The 13,990-nt window shown below is 69.7% G+C and carries 13 protein-coding genes, 4 tRNA genes and 2 pseudogenes; 13 read left to right on the forward strand and 6 right to left on the reverse strand.

Translation table 11 applies throughout. The features are described 5' to 3' along the window. Window positions 1-230 precede the first annotated feature (230 nt). The 5 genes and pseudogenes from AB0G01_RS32155 (at window position 231) to AB0G01_RS32175 (ending at window position 3,745) form a co-directional block, all read left to right on the forward strand. Window positions 231-398: a hypothetical protein gene (locus AB0G01_RS32155; RefSeq protein WP_360953567.1), complete on the forward strand. Its 168-nt coding sequence runs from the start codon at window positions 231-233 to the stop codon at window positions 396-398. A 383-nt stretch (window positions 399-781) separates the two neighbouring features. Then, window positions 782-1,152, forward strand: a pseudogene (locus AB0G01_RS32160) (hypothetical protein). A gap of 211 nt (window positions 1,153-1,363) precedes the next feature. Continuing rightward, window positions 1,364-2,068 (forward strand): annotated as a pseudogene (locus tag AB0G01_RS32165) (hypothetical protein). A gap of 99 nt (window positions 2,069-2,167) precedes the next feature. Beyond that, on the forward strand, window positions 2,168-2,398 hold the full coding sequence (locus tag AB0G01_RS32170) for a hypothetical protein (protein WP_360953570.1): 231 nt from the start codon (window positions 2,168-2,170) through the stop codon (window positions 2,396-2,398). A gap of 1,020 nt (window positions 2,399-3,418) precedes the next feature. Further along, entirely contained in the window at window positions 3,419-3,745 is a 327-nt protein-coding gene (locus AB0G01_RS32175; protein WP_360953573.1) for a hypothetical protein, read from the forward strand. Window positions 3,746-4,306: 561 nt separating this feature from the next. Here the strand turns inward: AB0G01_RS32175 and AB0G01_RS32180 are convergent. The 4 genes from AB0G01_RS32180 to AB0G01_RS32195 form a co-directional block, all read right to left on the reverse strand. Beyond that, window positions 4,307-4,381 (reverse strand) — tRNA-Val (locus AB0G01_RS32180). Window position 4,382: 1 nt separating this feature from the next. After that, window positions 4,383-4,454 (reverse strand) — tRNA-Cys (locus AB0G01_RS32185). A 58-nt stretch (window positions 4,455-4,512) separates the two neighbouring features. Continuing rightward, window positions 4,513-4,585 (reverse strand) — tRNA-Gly (locus tag AB0G01_RS32190). 143 nt (window positions 4,586-4,728) lie between these two features. Next, window positions 4,729-5,154: an SsgA family sporulation/cell division regulator gene (locus tag AB0G01_RS32195; protein ID WP_360953576.1), complete on the reverse strand. Its 426-nt coding sequence runs from the start codon at window positions 5,152-5,154 to the stop codon at window positions 4,729-4,731. A 244-nt stretch (window positions 5,155-5,398) separates the two neighbouring features. Between AB0G01_RS32195 and AB0G01_RS32200 the strand changes: the two genes are divergently transcribed. From AB0G01_RS32200 to AB0G01_RS32215, 4 genes are all read left to right on the forward strand, one after another. Continuing rightward, window positions 5,399-6,037, forward strand: coding sequence for a sigma-70 family RNA polymerase sigma factor (locus tag AB0G01_RS32200; protein ID WP_360953579.1), 639 nt, complete (start codon window positions 5,399-5,401; stop codon window positions 6,035-6,037). After that, the gene (locus AB0G01_RS32205; protein ID WP_360953582.1) at window positions 6,034-6,852 is read left to right on the forward strand and encodes an anti-sigma factor; all 819 of its coding nucleotides are present in this window, start codon (window positions 6,034-6,036) and stop codon (window positions 6,850-6,852) included. The genes AB0G01_RS32200 and AB0G01_RS32205 overlap by 4 nt, the downstream gene beginning before the upstream one ends. Continuing rightward, window positions 6,849-7,295, forward strand: a complete 447-nt coding sequence (locus tag AB0G01_RS32210) for a TIGR02611 family protein (RefSeq protein ID WP_360953585.1) — start codon at window positions 6,849-6,851, stop codon at window positions 7,293-7,295. The genes AB0G01_RS32205 and AB0G01_RS32210 overlap by 4 nt, the downstream gene beginning before the upstream one ends. A 45-nt stretch (window positions 7,296-7,340) precedes the next feature. Beyond that, window positions 7,341-7,412, forward strand: a tRNA-Val gene (locus tag AB0G01_RS32215). A gap of 117 nt (window positions 7,413-7,529) precedes the next feature. Here the strand turns inward: AB0G01_RS32215 and AB0G01_RS32220 are convergent. Beyond that, window positions 7,530-8,645, reverse strand: coding sequence for a tyrosine-type recombinase/integrase (locus AB0G01_RS32220; RefSeq protein WP_360953588.1), 1,116 nt, complete (start codon window positions 8,643-8,645; stop codon window positions 7,530-7,532). 97 nt (window positions 8,646-8,742) lie between these two features. Continuing rightward, on the reverse strand, window positions 8,743-8,967 hold the full coding sequence (locus tag AB0G01_RS32225; RefSeq protein ID WP_360953591.1) for a helix-turn-helix domain-containing protein: 225 nt from the start codon (window positions 8,965-8,967) through the stop codon (window positions 8,743-8,745). Between the two features lie 122 nt (window positions 8,968-9,089). On the opposite strand from AB0G01_RS32225, the gene AB0G01_RS32230 reads away from it, so the two are divergent. The 4 genes from AB0G01_RS32230 to AB0G01_RS32245 all read left to right on the forward strand — a co-directional run bounded on the left by AB0G01_RS32230 (window position 9,090) and on the right by AB0G01_RS32245 (window position 13,988). Then, the gene (locus AB0G01_RS32230; RefSeq protein ID WP_360953594.1) at window positions 9,090-10,184 is read left to right on the forward strand and encodes a helix-turn-helix domain-containing protein; all 1,095 of its coding nucleotides are present in this window, start codon (window positions 9,090-9,092) and stop codon (window positions 10,182-10,184) included. An 89-nt stretch (window positions 10,185-10,273) separates the two neighbouring features. Further along, window positions 10,274-10,579: a LuxR C-terminal-related transcriptional regulator gene (locus tag AB0G01_RS32235; RefSeq protein WP_360953597.1), complete on the forward strand. Its 306-nt coding sequence runs from the start codon at window positions 10,274-10,276 to the stop codon at window positions 10,577-10,579. A 179-nt stretch (window positions 10,580-10,758) separates the two neighbouring features. Further along, a complete protein-coding gene (locus tag AB0G01_RS32240; protein WP_360953600.1) occupies window positions 10,759-11,511 on the forward strand; it encodes an ABC transporter ATP-binding protein in 753 nt (250 codons plus the stop codon). After that, complete coding sequence (locus tag AB0G01_RS32245) at window positions 11,508-13,988, forward strand: ABC transporter permease (protein WP_360953603.1); 2,481 nt, start codon at window positions 11,508-11,510, stop codon at window positions 13,986-13,988. Before AB0G01_RS32240 ends, AB0G01_RS32245 begins: the two co-directional genes overlap by 4 nt. The last annotated feature ends 2 nt before the right edge of the window (window positions 13,989-13,990 follow it).

The raw sequence follows: 13,990 nt of genomic DNA on the forward strand, positions 1-13,990 counted from the left end.
TCATCCACCCGGGGCTGCACCCGCACCCGGGGGGCGCGGGGTCGGGGCCCCCCCGCCGGGGCCCCCGCGGGGGGGGGGCCCCCCGGGGGGGGGGGGGGGGGGGCGGGCCCCCCCCCCGCCCCACCACCGTCGCAGGCTCCCCGCCGACCCCGGTGCCGGGGAGTGCCCCGCCGCCGCCGGTCGAGGACGCGCCCGCGTTGCGCGGCCAGGCAGGCGGGTACCGGACCGGCATGGACGACATCACCGGAGCCGGTCCCGAGGAAGAAGCGGTGCGTGCCGGAGAGGCGAAGCCCGCCACCGAGCGGGAGGAAGGTCTCAGCGAACCGGACTCGTCATCGCCCGGCGACCAGCGGGACGACGCCCCAGGGACACCCGAGAACGACAGCGGCGACGCCTGACCGCGACGGCGTCGCGCGCCGGTCGGAGTTCTTCCCCGGTTCGCACCGGATCGTCCGGCATTTGACCATCCCCTGATCCGGCGCGGTGGTGAGCTGGTGGAGACCGACTGGGACACCGCGACGGAACTCGTCGTGATGAAGGAGAGTTCCGGCTCCGACGGGCAGCCCGGCAGCGACATCAGCTCCCGCGACGCGATCTCCCCTCGGCGCACGGGAACAACTCTGGCGCTGTTCCAGGCGGTTGCCGGTGTGCGGAGTCGAGTAGCCGGTGTCCGCGTGGTCAACCGGGTCGGCGAGGGGAACCGACGTCCCGGCTGGGCGGGCACCATCGTGCCGGCCGTCCGACCGGGTGGAAGTGGCACGGCCGATGCCCCACCGTCGAGGTGCCGGCGGCGGCCTCGATCCTGTGCGACCGCGCGCTCGACCTGGCCGTCCGCGTGGTCAACGCGGTCGACCTCCTGTCTCTGACCCCCGCCGATCGCCACCCGCACGGTCTGTCCGATCAGGACTTCACCGCGTGCTTCCCCGACTGCGTGCCGGTGGTGCTCGGTTTCACGGCTACCCCTCGGCAGTGCACGAGACCCTGCACGGCAGGTCCGACACGCGGCGGTTCCACGTGCACGGCTATCGGGAGGAGGGCACCACGACCACGCCCTACGGCCTGCTGGCCAGCAACAGCATGAGCCGCCACGACCTCGCCGCCGACGCGCTGCGCCGCACCGGTCGTGACGACGACTCGGCCGAACCGTCCTGACCGTCAACGCCGGTTCGAACAGCCTCAAAGCGCACTTGGCCGACACCGGGAACGAGGAAGTCCTGGACTCTGTCGACGTGGACGGCGCGGACGACATCGCCGCCGTCGGGCATCGGCTCGTGCACGGTGGACCCGGCCTGCGCGCGTCGACCCCGGTGACGACGACGCCATCGCGGCGGCCCGCCGTGCCGAGGCGTTGGCACCGCTGCACGTGCCGCCCGCGTTGCGGCTGCTGGACGTGCTGCGCGAGCGACTGCCCGACGTGCCGCACGTGCTGTGCCCGGACACCGCATTCCCCGCCGATCTGCCCGAGGTCGCCGCCACCTATCCGCTGCCGGCCCAGTGGCGGGAGCGGCACGGCTTGCGCCGCTACGGCTTCCACGGTCTCTCGTACCGGTAGGCGCTGGACCGGACGGCGGCGGTGCTCGACCGACCCGTCGAAGGGCTCAGCGTGCTGATCACCCACCTGGGCGGTGGCTGCTCGGTGTGCGCGGTGCGCAACGGTCTCGACCTCGACGCCCTCGACCACGGCCTCAACCACGAATCCTGCCTGCTCGGGCTGTCCGGCGGCAGGTCGGGCGACACCCGAGACCTGGTCGCCGAGGCGGGACAGGACCCGGCGGCGGCACTGGCGCTGCGCGTGTTCGCCCACCGCGTGCGCCGCGAACTCGCCGCCGCGGCTACCTCGCTGGACCGGCTCGACGCGCTGGTGTTCACCGGCGAGATCGGTTGGGACCAACCCGAGGTCCGCGCCGGCGTCGTCGCCGGCCTGTCGCTGCTCGGCACCCCTCGCGACCTGACCGCCGAACCGGACGGCGACGGACCGGTCAGCCCGCCCGCCGCCACCGTCGCGGTGCCGGTCGTGCGGCCACGTGAAGAGCTCCAGCTCTGCCGCGACACCCCCGCCGCGCTGTGACCAGCCATCGGCCTTCGTCCGACACGACCGTGGCCGGAGGTGTCGACTGGTCCGGGACGGGTACCACGCCGGCAGGAACCCGGCAACGAGGAGGAGCGGATGTCCAGCAGCGAGACCGGCCAAGTCACGGGCACGCAGGACAAGGACTACAACATCATCTGGTTCGTCGAGGCGTGCCTGAGCAACGTGCTGCGGTTGGAGACCTACATCGCGGACGCGGAGCGCGCGGGAGACAGCGAGTTGACGGACTTCTTCCGCCGCGCCAAGGAAGCGAGCCGCAAGGGTGCCGATGAGGGCAAGGAACTGCTGGCCCGGCGGTTGAACCGCTGACGCCGGCACAAGCGGGTGCCCGCGATCCGGTCCACCGGATCGCGGGCACCGCCCGGAGAAGTCACATCATCGGCAGGACCAGCCGGTAACTCTCGCTGTAGTAGTCGCCGGCTCGTTGGTGGTAGCCCATTCCGGTCCATGTCATCCGGGTCATACCCGGGTGGCGTCCTTGATCTGCTCCTCGGCCGGCACCGGTGTCACCGCCGGGCAACCACGTCGAGTACGGACTATCTCCGATCACAGCACAGGACACGGGTTCGCGCAGCAGCACGATCACCTGGGCTGTGCGACGCGACCTCCCCTCGGCGCACGGCAACCACCCTGGCGCTGTTCCGCCACGTCGGCCTGGCCGATGTCCCCACCGGACGTACCGAGCACCACCACCCACCACTCGGAAATCACGGCGCGGCAGGATCGACAGCCGGATCGGGCACGGTTGCCGCAGAGCCCCTGGTCCTCAACCGAGCGGGTAGACATGGTCGGGACGGTCCTCGGAGCAAGAGCCTCCGAGTTCCCGCGAGCACAACGTTCATAGCGCTATTGCCGTGGCAGCCATCGGTGGTAGTGGTGTTGCCTCGGTCCGAGACGACTCGTGGCGGCGGGTGCTCGACGAGGTCACCGGTGCCCTGGAGTTCCTCACTGCCGCGCTGGGCACCGAAGACGACTCCGAGGCCCGTTGCACCGGGTGTGCGAGCAGGTCACCGCAGTCGTGCCCGGCGGGACGAAGCCACCATTGCGACCAAGGTGACGGACCATGCTTGGAAGTGGCCCGCATCGGGGAACTGGTGCGCGTGTCGATCGGCGATGTGGCCGAGCGGTGGTCGGAGTTCGCCCGCGACGCCGGTTCGGCAGCCTCCTGCCCGCGCCCTTGGCGATCAACGACGACCACGGCGGCGTCAACTGCCCTTCGATGGCGGCCGGGACGCCGTCACGCTGAAGGTCACCACCTCCGCCGGCATCCAGGCCGCCCGCCGCTTCGCCACCGAACACGCGAGTCGCCTCGGCCTGTCCCACGGCTGCATGGAGATCGAGAAGTGGCTGTCCACGTCGCACGACGAGTACGCCGAGCTGTCGATGGCGGCGCACTTCGCGACGTTGTGCACGATCATGAACGCGGCAGTCAGGGCGAAGGTGGCCCCGGCGAACCCGTGCTACGGGATTCGCGTCACGGCGGGGGAGTTCGAAAACGAACTCCTGGTCGCCTCGCCGGTGCAGGCGTTGCGGGCGGCGATGCACCTGTACGAGTCCGAGATGGGCTCGCAGGGTTCACGCTGTGCCTGGTCGGCTGCTACACCGATGGGCGGTAGAGCGAGCTACAGCAGGCGCTCGACACCCAACATCCCTTGAAAGAGGTCAACAAGGGAAGCGCGAGCGTACGAAGACGCCTGCTGGAACCCGGTCGCTACGGCTGCCGCCGAGCGTCGCTGTGATCTACGAGCCGCTGCTCGACGATCGCCATGAGTCGTGTGTGTCCACTTCCCCCGAGGGTGGGCCGCTGCATCGGGGAACTTCCGGCATCGGTTCTGGCGGCCGGCCCGACATGGGCGCAAGCCTGATCGTCCAAGCGCTGTGGATCACACGTCGCCAATCCCTCTCTGGCTCACCTTCGTGAAGCACGCCACACCCATGCGACGTGGACAGCCGAGGACGACATCCCTACCTACGGCCATGTGACAGAGGTCATACCGACGCAGATCGATGCGACACTCGAACGACGGTGGTCGGCCTCGCTGCCGGCCCTGCACACCGATGAACGGGCCGGATCATCGGACGGTTCACCCACCTGGCAGCCATAGTGGAGAAGACGCGATCGCTACCGCTTCGGGAGTCCATTGCCTTCGATCTTGTACCGCATGCAAAAACCCGGCCTCAGGATCGAGGGCCGGGCTTCTGAACTGCGTACTTCGTTGGTGGACGATACAGGGATTGAACCTGTGACCCCTACCGTGTCAAGGTAGTGCTCTCCCGCTGAGCTAATCGTCCGAGGCGGAGACGGGAATCGAACCCGTGTACAGGGCTTTGCAGGCCCTTGCCTAAGCCACTCGGCCACTCCGCCAAGACTCCCGAAGCCTAGCACCAGGAAGTCTGGCCTGAGCCCAAGGGGCCCTCTGCCGAGCGGATGACGAGACTCGAACTCGCGACCCTCACCTTGGCAAGGTGATGCGCTACCAACTGCGCTACATCCGCATACTCCGTGGTTTCGGGACTTCCGGCCCTTTTGAGGCTTTCCGTTCCGTGTTCCCCGGTGCGAGAGGAACTTTATTACATCCCCCTCGGTTGGATCAAATCGGGGGTCCCGCCGACCGTCGGCAGGGCTGTCACCAGCACTTTCAGGTCAGGTCGTTGGAGATGAGGTGGGTCAGGGCCTCGTCCACGTCGACCCACAGGTGCTCGTTGCCGGGCACCACGACGTCGTACGTGCGGTCCAGGAAGTCGGCCAGCTCCTGTGCCGACGCCTCGAACATGGCGTGGCCGGAGGGCGAGCTGAGTTCGATCACGACGACCTCGGGGTCGTCGGTGGCCGGGCGGATCCGGACGTCGCCGTCTCCCGCGTCGGCGATCAGGCCGTCGGCCAGGAGATCGCGGGCGTACACCCATTCGACCCAGCCGGCACGTCCTGTGCGGAACGCGGCCACCACTGCGTAGGGGTCTTTCGTGTCATAACGAAGCTCCACCTGAACCGGAACCGCAGGGGTCCTCGGTGCCAGCAGGTCGAAGACTGCTGTTGAGCGGAGCGTCACGTGGTCATTGCGCATCGTCGTTACCCTTTTCTCCCTTCCCGGTCCAGGAAACGACCGAGTGCTCCACTTGTGACGTGTATGTGGCGAGGAACGCTCGACATCGAGGTGGTTATCACCCGTTCGGGGTCATTGAACTCCTCTGGGCTACCATCCGGCTGCGCTCCGTGTCCAGCCAACCCGTGCCGCTCCACATCTTGCTGGGTTTAACCTGAACCCGGTACCGGCTGTTGCGCGAATGTTGGACGTGAGGACAACTCTGGTGGCTGACTCACCCGCTCCGGCGTCCAGACCCGAGCCCGACGGGCGCACTTCCGACGCGTCGCTGGTCGAACGGGTTTCCGCTGGTGAACGCGGTGCGTTCGAAGAACTGTACGACCGCTACGCCCGACCGGCCTACTCGCTCGCACGGAGGATCTGCGTCGATCCGGGCCTGTCGGAGGACGTGGTCCAGGAGGCGTTCCTGGCGCTGTGGCGCAACCCCGCCGGGTACGACCGGTCACGGGGTGGCTTCGGCACGTGGTTGATGACCGTCGTGCACCACCGGGCGGTCGACGCGGTGCGGCGGGAGAACACCCAGCGCCGGCGGAACGTGCCGTTGACCGACGAGGTGTCCGAGCGCAACCTCACGCCTGCGGACGGTGCCGACCACGCCGCCCTCAACGGCGTCGTGGGTGCCGAGGTCCGGGAAGCGCTCAAACGGCTGCCCGAGGACCAGCGGCAGGTGATCGCCTTGGCCTACCTCGACGGTTACACGCAGATAGAAGTCGCGGCCTTGACCGGGATACCCCTGGGGACGGTCAAGTCGCGCACGTTCGCCGCGATCCGCAGGCTGCGGATCTCGCTGCGATCGGCTTGGGCCGGGGAGACCGGCGGCGAGACGACGGGAGCACATCGGTGACCGGGGAGCGGAGGGGCGAGCGGTGCCCTCAGGAGGAGCTCGCGGTCGGTTGGGCGATGCACTCGCTCGAACCGGACGAGGAGGCGCGCGTGCGCGACCACCTGCCGGGCTGTGCGCAGTGCCGAGAAACGGTTCGGGCCACCGAAGAGGTGACCGCGGCGCTCGGCGGTTCGGTGCGGCAGTACGACCCGCCGACCGGCCTGAAGTCACGACTGATGGCAGAGGTCGAGCGCACGCCCCAAGAGCGCGTCGCTCCGACTCGCCCGGCGGCACCGATCCCGTCGGAGTCCGTGCCTGAGCCCGCGCCCGTCAGGCTCGACGAGCGGCGCAAGAACGGCATCGGTCGCCGTCTGCTCGCCGCTGCGGCCGTCGTGGTCGCGTTGGCCGCAGTCGGTGTCGCAGGGGTGCGGTTCAACCAGCTAGACGACCGGATCTCGGCGGAAGAGCAGCGGAACAGCAGGCTGAACAAGGCTCTGGAACTGGCCGCGAACCCGGAGACCAACCGGGCCGTGCTGCGCTCGCCGTCCGGTGACCCGGTCGCGATCATGCTGTCCAGCGACGCCGAAGCAGCCGTCATGGAGATGAAGCTCGCGCCCAACGCGGCCGACCAGACGTACGTGGTGTGGGGCAAGAGCACCCCGGAAGCAGTGCCGTTGACGATGTTCACGGTGCAGCCGGACTCCACGGTCCAGTTCGTGAACTGGTCGAACGCGGCGCACCAGCACCAGGTGTTCGCGATCTCCCTGGAGCCGGGCACGACCATGCCGGCCACGCCGTCCGACGTGGTGGCCTTCGGTCAGGTGGGCAACGCGTGAGCGATGATGTGGACATGACCGCCGAACAGCGCGACAAGAAGGGCGAGCAGAGCGGCGACCGCCCGTGGTTCCGCCGCAACGCCGCGATGAACCTGACCTATCGCATCGGTGTCGGCGTGGTCGGCGGTCTCGTGCTGGTGGGCGGGATCCTGATGATCCCGTATCCCGGTCCGGGCTGGCTGGTGGTGTTCGCCGGGTTGGCGATCCTGGCGACGGAGTTCGAGTGGGCGGGCCGCGTGCTGCGCTTCGCGAAGCGGTACTACGACGCGTGGGTCGCGTGGCTCAAGCGCCAGAACCTCCTCGTGAAGACCCTCGTCCTCGCCGCCACCGCCCTGGTGGTCGCCGTGACCTGCTGGCTACTCGGCGCGTTCGCGCTGGTCGGAGGCTGGTTCGGGCTCGACTGGCCGTGGTTGGACAGCCCGATTTTTGGATCCAAGGGATGATGTTGTAAGGTATCCACACACCGCGAGAGCGGGGGAACGGAATAAGGGCGATTAGCTCAGCGGGAGAGCGCTTCGTTCACACCGAAGAGGTCACAGGTTCGATCCCTGTATCGCCCACAGTGTGTTTTTGCAGGTCAACGGCTCGTAGACGATCTTCGTCTGCGGGCCGTTGATCGTTGCGGGGAGCAATGTGGGAGCGGATGATCTTGACCACCTCCGTATTTGCGAAGGTGGTCATGGGTTTGTGCTCCCCGTTTGCTCCCGTGTTTGCTCCCAGCGGTATTGGAGTCCGGCGAGCATGGCATCGATCATGGGTTGGGTGACGTGGGAGTAGACGCCCATGACGCCGTGGAACTTGTGACCGATTCTTTTGTGCTGGAGGACTTCGGGGACGCCGTCCTCGATGAGCCAGGTCTTGTGGGTGTGGCGCAGGTCGTGGAAGTGCATGTCGGGGTTGATCCGCGGTCGGCCGGTGGCGGTGTCGCCGCGGAGCGCGGGTAGCCAGACGCGGCGGCGGAAGTTGGAACGTCGGTGTAGTGCCCCGTCGCCTCCGGTGAAGACGAAGCGGGCGGTGGGGTGGCGGTCGTGGTGGTCGTCGAGCAGGTCGGCCAGGAACTGGGGTAGATGGACGGTGCGGACGCTGGCGGGGGTCTTGGGCGGTCCGAGGGTGAGTTTGCCGCCGACCTCGTGCAGGGCACCGTCTTTGCCGTCGATGCGGATCTCCCGGTTGGCCGTGTCGACCCGTGTCCATTGCAGGCCGGTCAGTTCACCCCAGCGCATGCCGGTGTAGGCGGCTGTGACGATCAGGGCGGCGTTGTCGGGGGACACGCGGGCGGCCAGGCCGGTGATCTGGGCGGTGGTGGCGTGGGGCCGTTCGGGTTGGTCACCGGTGGCGAGGCGGAGTTTGCGGCAGGGGTTGGCGCCGATCAGCTCCTCGTCGACGGCCTCGCCCATGATCCGCGACAGCAGGTTGACCACGTCGGAGACACTGCGTTCGCTGAGCTTGCGTCGTAGCTGCTTGGCCCAGACCTTGATCGTCATCCGGGTGATGTCGCCCAGTTCGGTGTCGGCGAAGCGGGGCAGGATGTGGTTGCGCAGGTGCGAGTCGTAGGTGGCCCAGGTGACGGCGCTGACGTCGTGGGCCTGGACCCATTCGCGCACCCAGTCGCCGAACCGGGTCTGCGCCAGCCGGGGGTCGACGAACTTTCCGCGTCGCTGGTCGGACTCCACGTCCCGGATCCGGTTCTCCGCTTCTTCGCGTGTGTCGAAGCCGTTCTCGGTGAACAGGGATCCGTCCGGCAACCGGTAGCGCACCCGGAACCCGTCACCGCGTTTCTCCACCCAGCCCATCACGTACTCCTCTTCCTCGGTGTGTCCGTCCGCCGTCGTGGACGACGGCGGACGGACAGTGACGCTCCATATCCGTTGGAGAGCAACCGAAATGTGTTCAGGCCACCCTGCGCCGTGGATGCGGGCCGCGGTTCTCGTGCCCGGTCGCGCGGTCCCCTCGGGCGGGTCGGGATCCCCGTTGGACGATGGAACGCAGGTCCGCGTCGGAGAACCGCAGGTGCTTGCCCACGAACGTGCACGCGATCTCGCGCCGTCCCGCCATCCGACGCAGCCACGACTCCCGCACCGCCAACAGCCGGGCGGCCTCGGCGGGGGTGTGCAACAGCCTGGCCGGGGCCGCGACGATGGCTCCGTGCGCTCGGTGTCGCCGCCGACGACCTGCCAGGCGAGGCGGCTGAACTGGTCGCGCTCTACCGGACGGTCACCTCGGACAAGGCGGTGGCCGTGCTGGTCGACAACGCCCGCTCCGCCGAGCAGGTGCAGCCCCTGGTACCCGCCACAGCGCGCGGCACGATCCTGGTCACCAGCCGTCACCAGCCGTCACCAGCCGTCACCAGCCGTCACCGCCTCGCCGGGCTGGCCGTCGTGGGATTCCGCCACCTCGACCTCGGCTGCTTCCCCGTGGCCACCGGCGCCGCGCTCCTGGCCGGCCTGCTCGACGAGGACCGGCAACCTCTGGGCGAGGACCTGCTCCACGCCCTGGCCGCCCGCTGCCACGGGCACCCACTGGCCCTGACCATCGCCGGAGCCCACCTCGCCGCGCATCCCCGGTGCGACCCGGCTCGCCTGATCACCCGCCTGACCCACCTCGCCGAGGCGTCCGCCGCCTCGGACCCGCACGAGCTGTCCGTCGAAGGAGTGCTGCAGATGAGCTACGAGGACCTTGACCCCACCACCGCCCGGCTCTACCGCGGCCTAGCCGAGCACCCCGACGCCGAGTTCACCGCTGAGCCGCTCGCCGCCGGGCTCGACGTGGCGGTCAGTGCGGTCGACCGCGGACTCGGGCGGCTGGTGGAGGCCAACCTCGTCACCGAGACCGGCGACGAGCGCTACCGGCTGCACGACGTCCTGCGCGAGCACCTGCAAGCCCTCGCTGACCAGGACGACCAGGGCGAGCGACTGGCGGTCCGTCGCCGGATGATCGAGTGGTACCTGCGGCGCACAGCAGCAGCCGACAAGGTCATCAACCCTTTCCCCCGCCGGTTCAGCGACGCCTACGCCGACCTCGACACCGGCATGTTCGACGACGCCAAGGCCGCCTTGGACTGGGCCGACACCGAACGTGCCAACCTCCTCGCCGCGCAGCAGGTCGCCGCCGACCAGGGCTGGACGGAGCCGGTGTACCAGTTCGGCGAGGTCCTGTGGAACCCGCTGCGCCCCAACTACACCGCCGGTGAGCTGGTGAGCTCGCAGTTCCTCGGGGCCAACGCCGCCGCCGACGCCGGGTACATCCTGGAGGTCGTCTGCCGCACCCGGCAGGGCTTCGGCGAGACCAACCTCGGCCATCACGAAGCCGCCGTCGCCATCTCCTCGCGCTGACCACGTTCGACCTGGACGACTATTTCTTCGGCGCGCTGGCCGCCGGTTTCCTGCTCAAGGAAAGCGATCCCGCCCTTGTCCTGGACGCGGTGCACAGCCTGCACGAGGGCCGGGGGCTGATCGACCCGAAGGTCACCGGACGGCTCATCGTCCGCTTCGCGCGGTTGTCACCACGGCCCGTGCCCAGCCACGTCGACCAGCTCACCCCGCGCGCGCACGAAGTGCTGGCGCACGTCGTCCGGGGTCTGAGCAACGGCGAGATCGCCACCGCGCTGACGATCGAGGAGGGCACCGTCAAAACGCATGTGGCGCGCATCCTCACCAAACTCGGCGTGCGCACCCGCGTGCACGCGGTGATCTACGCCTACGAGCAAGGCCTGGCCGCCGACCGGTGAGGAGCCTGGCCGTCGACCGGTGAGGAGCCTGGCCGTCGACCGGTGAGGCCCGGGTAAGGCCCGGGTGCGGCCCGGTTGGCGTTCGCGCTGGTCAGCGGTACAGGGTAGGGCCTGCCATACCTCGGAAATCACGGCACCCACGGTGGGTCCGCCGGTCCCGGCGAGGAAGAGTCCGCCCCATGGTTCTGGTGCGGGATTCGCGAGTGGTCGGGACGGACATCGTCTCGCTGACCGATGTGACGAAGGTGTACCCCGGTCAGACCGGGGTGCGGGCGCTCGACGGCGTGACGGTCGGGTTCGCCAAGGGGTCGTTCACCGCGGTCATGGGTCCGTCCGGATCCGGCAAGTCGACGCTGCTGCACTGCGCGGCCGGGTTGGACCGGCCGACCGCCGGCCGGGTGGTGCTGGCCGGGCAGGACGTCGGCGCGTTGCGGGAACCGAAGCTGACCACGGTGCGGCGTCGGCACGTCGGGTTCGTGTTCCAGTCGTTCAACCTGGTGGACGCGTTGTCGGTGTGGGACAACGTCCTGCTGCCGCAACGGTTCTCGGGCACCAAGCCGGACGAGGCGTGGGCACGCGAAGTGCTGACGCGGGTCGGTCTCGGCGGGCGGGAGAAGTCGCGGCCCGGTGAGTTGTCCGGCGGGCAGCAGCAGCGGGTGGCGTTGGCGCGGGCGCTGGCCGGACGACCGGAAGTGATCTTCGGTGACGAGCCGACGGGCGCGCTCGACCTGTCAACGGGACGCGAGGTGCTGGCGTTGCTGCGTCGTTTCGTGGACGAGTCGGCTGCGACGATCGTGATGGTGACCCACGATCCCGCCGCGGCGGCGTGGGCCGACCGCGTGGTGTTCCTCGCCGACGGCAAGCTCGCCGGCGATCTGGTCTCGCCGACTGCCGAACTGGTCGCCGCCCGGATGACGGAGCTGACCCGATGATGACTTTCAAGCTGGCCATCGCGAGCGTGCGGCGACGTCTCGGCGCGTTCGTCGGCACCTTCCTGACCGCGTTCCTGGCCGTCGCGCTGATCTCGGGCAGCGGCCTGCTCCTCTACTCCGTGCTCACCGCCGGACCTGGCGGTGACCGGTTCGCCGCGGTCGACGCGGTGGTCGCGGCGGACCGCGAGATCGAGTTGACGACCACCGAGGACAAGGGTGACAAGACCAAAACCAAGACCAAGACCGAGCGGCTGACCGGCGCGCAGCCGTTGCCCGCCGATCTCGTCGACACCGTCGCCGCGACACCGGGCGTCCAGACGGCGGTCGCGGACGCGGCGTTCCCGGTCGCGCTGGACTTCCAGGGCACGCCGGTCAGGGCACCGGAACGTGCGTCCGTCGTGGCCCACGGCTGGGTCTCGGCCCCGTTGACCCCTTACGTCCTGCGTGACGGCACCGCGCCCACGACCGGTGAAGTCGCGGTCGGCGCGGAACTCGGGCTGACGGTCGGGCAGAACGTCCGCCTCACCACCAAGACCGGCGCACGGGACGTCAAAATCTCGGGTGTCGTGACCGGCGGCGTGCCGGGACAGGCGGCGGTGTTCGTGGCCGATCGGCAGGTCGACGAGCTGTCCGGGCTGACCGGGCCCACGGCGGTCGCGGTCGTGCTCGCTGCGGGTGCGGATCGGGCACAGGTCGTCGCCGCGATCGAAAAGCAGCTCGAATCGGTACCGGTGCACACCGGCGCGGACAAGGTGAACGCCGACCTGCCGGGTGCGGTGCCGGACTACATCGGCGCGATCTCCATCTTCGGGTTCGTCCTCGGCATCACGGGGTTCGCGGCAGTGTTCGTGCTCACCGGCACGGTGTCGCTCGCGGTCCGCCAACGGCTGCGGGAGCTGGCCCTCCTCCGCACGGCCGGTGCAACCCCGCGTCAACTACGCCGACTGCTCGGCACGGAAATCGCCCTGGTCACCCTCGTGGCCACGGTGCCGGCGCTGCCGATCGGCGTGGTGGTGGCGCACCTGGTGGCCGGTCGGTTCCGCGAGCTGGGCGCGGTGCCCGCGCAGTTCACCGTGGCGATCAACCCGATGGTGCTGATCGCCGCCGCGGTGATCGGGCTGCTGGCGACGCTGCTGGCCACTTCGGTGGCGGCACGACGGGCGGTGCGGATCGCGCCGACGCAGGCGCTGCGGGAGACGGTCACCGCCGCACACGGCAGCCGGGTGCCGCGGATCGTGGCTGCGGCCGTGCTCACCGCCGGCGCTGCCGCGGTGCTCGGTCTGGTGCCGCTGGGCGGGAACCTGGGCATGGGCATGGGTTTCGTCTCGTCCGCCCTGCTGCTGTGCGCCGCCGCCGCGCTCGGCCCGATCCTGGTCGGCGGCCTGACGGCAGTCGTATCGCGGCTCGTCGGGCTGACCGGCGTGCTCGGCCGCATCGCCGGTGCCATGACCCGCGCCGAGAGCCGCCGGGTCGTCGGCGTGGCCATCCCGTTGACGCTGATGTTCGCGATCAACGCCACCATGCTGCTCAACGGCGACATCCTCACCGAGGTGACCGCCGACCAGCAGGCCGCGCGCACCGCGCGGGCGACCGTCCAGGTGGCCGCGACGAACGCGCCCGGCCTTCCGCTGGCCACCGCCGAACAGGTCGCCGCGCTGCCGTCGGTGACCGGATCGGCGCTCACCGTCGGCACCAGGATCGTGGTCGACGAGGAAGGCAAGCCGGAGGACTACCCGGCGCAAGGCCTGCGGTCGTCCGGCGAGTCCGCGCTGGACCTCGGCGTCACGGCGGGGAACCTGGACGACCTGGCCGCCGACTCGGTCGCGGTGAGCGGTCCGCTCGCCGAGCGGCGGAGCTGGAAGATCGGTGACCGGCCGACGTTCTGGCTGGCCGACGGCACCCGCACGACGTTGACCGTGGTGGCCGTGTACGAGCACTGGCGTGGTTTCGGTGACCTGGTGGTGGACGCGGAACTGGTCGCGGCGCACGATCCGCGTGGCCTGGTCGGCGCCGTCTACCTGCGTGGCGAGCCGGATCTGGCGGGTTTCCCGATGCTGGCCGCCGCCGGACCGGGCGCGGTGGAGGCGGAGAACCAGCAGGCCGCGTGGGAGCTGATGGTGGCCGTGTCTCTCGGCTTCACCGCGATCGCGGTGGTCAACACGTTCGCCATCGCCACCGGTTCGCGCCGGCGCGAGTTCGCCGAGCTGCGGCTGACCGGTGCGACGTCACGGCAGCTGCACCGGCTGCTCGACCGGGAGGCGTTGATCACCGTGGCGGTCGCGCTGGTGCTCGGCTGCCTGATCAGCGGGATCGTGGTGAGCGCGTTCAGCGTGGCCCAGGACGGGCAGTGGCGGCTGTTCGTCGACCCGCTGTGGTACCTCGGGATGATCGCGGGCGTCGGGGTGCTCGGTCTCGTGGCAGGCGCGGTGCCCGCCCGCGTCGTGGTCCGACTGCGGTCCCTGCCCCAGCTAGGTTGACC

Source organism: Actinosynnema sp. NPDC023587, from assembly GCF_040640215.1.
Classification (GTDB): Bacteria; Actinomycetota; Actinomycetes; order Mycobacteriales; family Pseudonocardiaceae; genus Actinosynnema.

What these genes read in the sequence shown, in the direction of transcription:
- AB0G01_RS32245 (WP_360953603.1), top strand. Translation starts at nt 11,508, where the DNA reads ATGATGACTTTCAAGCTGGCCATCGCGAGCGTGCGGCGACGTCTCGGC.
- AB0G01_RS32155 (WP_360953567.1), top strand. Translation starts at nt 231, where the DNA reads ATGGACGACATCACCGGAGCCGGTCCCGAGGAAGAAGCGGTGCGTGCC.
- AB0G01_RS32240 (WP_360953600.1), top strand. Translation starts at nt 10,759, where the DNA reads ATGGTTCTGGTGCGGGATTCGCGAGTGGTCGGGACGGACATCGTCTCG.
- AB0G01_RS32220 (WP_360953588.1), bottom strand. Translation starts at nt 8,645, where the DNA reads ATGGGCTGGGTGGAGAAACGCGGTGACGGGTTCCGGGTGCGCTACCGG.
- AB0G01_RS32195 (WP_360953576.1), bottom strand. Translation starts at nt 5,154, where the DNA reads ATGCGCAATGACCACGTGACGCTCCGCTCAACAGCAGTCTTCGACCTG.
- AB0G01_RS32175 (WP_360953573.1), top strand. Translation starts at nt 3,419, where the DNA reads ATGGAGATCGAGAAGTGGCTGTCCACGTCGCACGACGAGTACGCCGAG.
- AB0G01_RS32170 (WP_360953570.1), top strand. Translation starts at nt 2,168, where the DNA reads ATGTCCAGCAGCGAGACCGGCCAAGTCACGGGCACGCAGGACAAGGAC.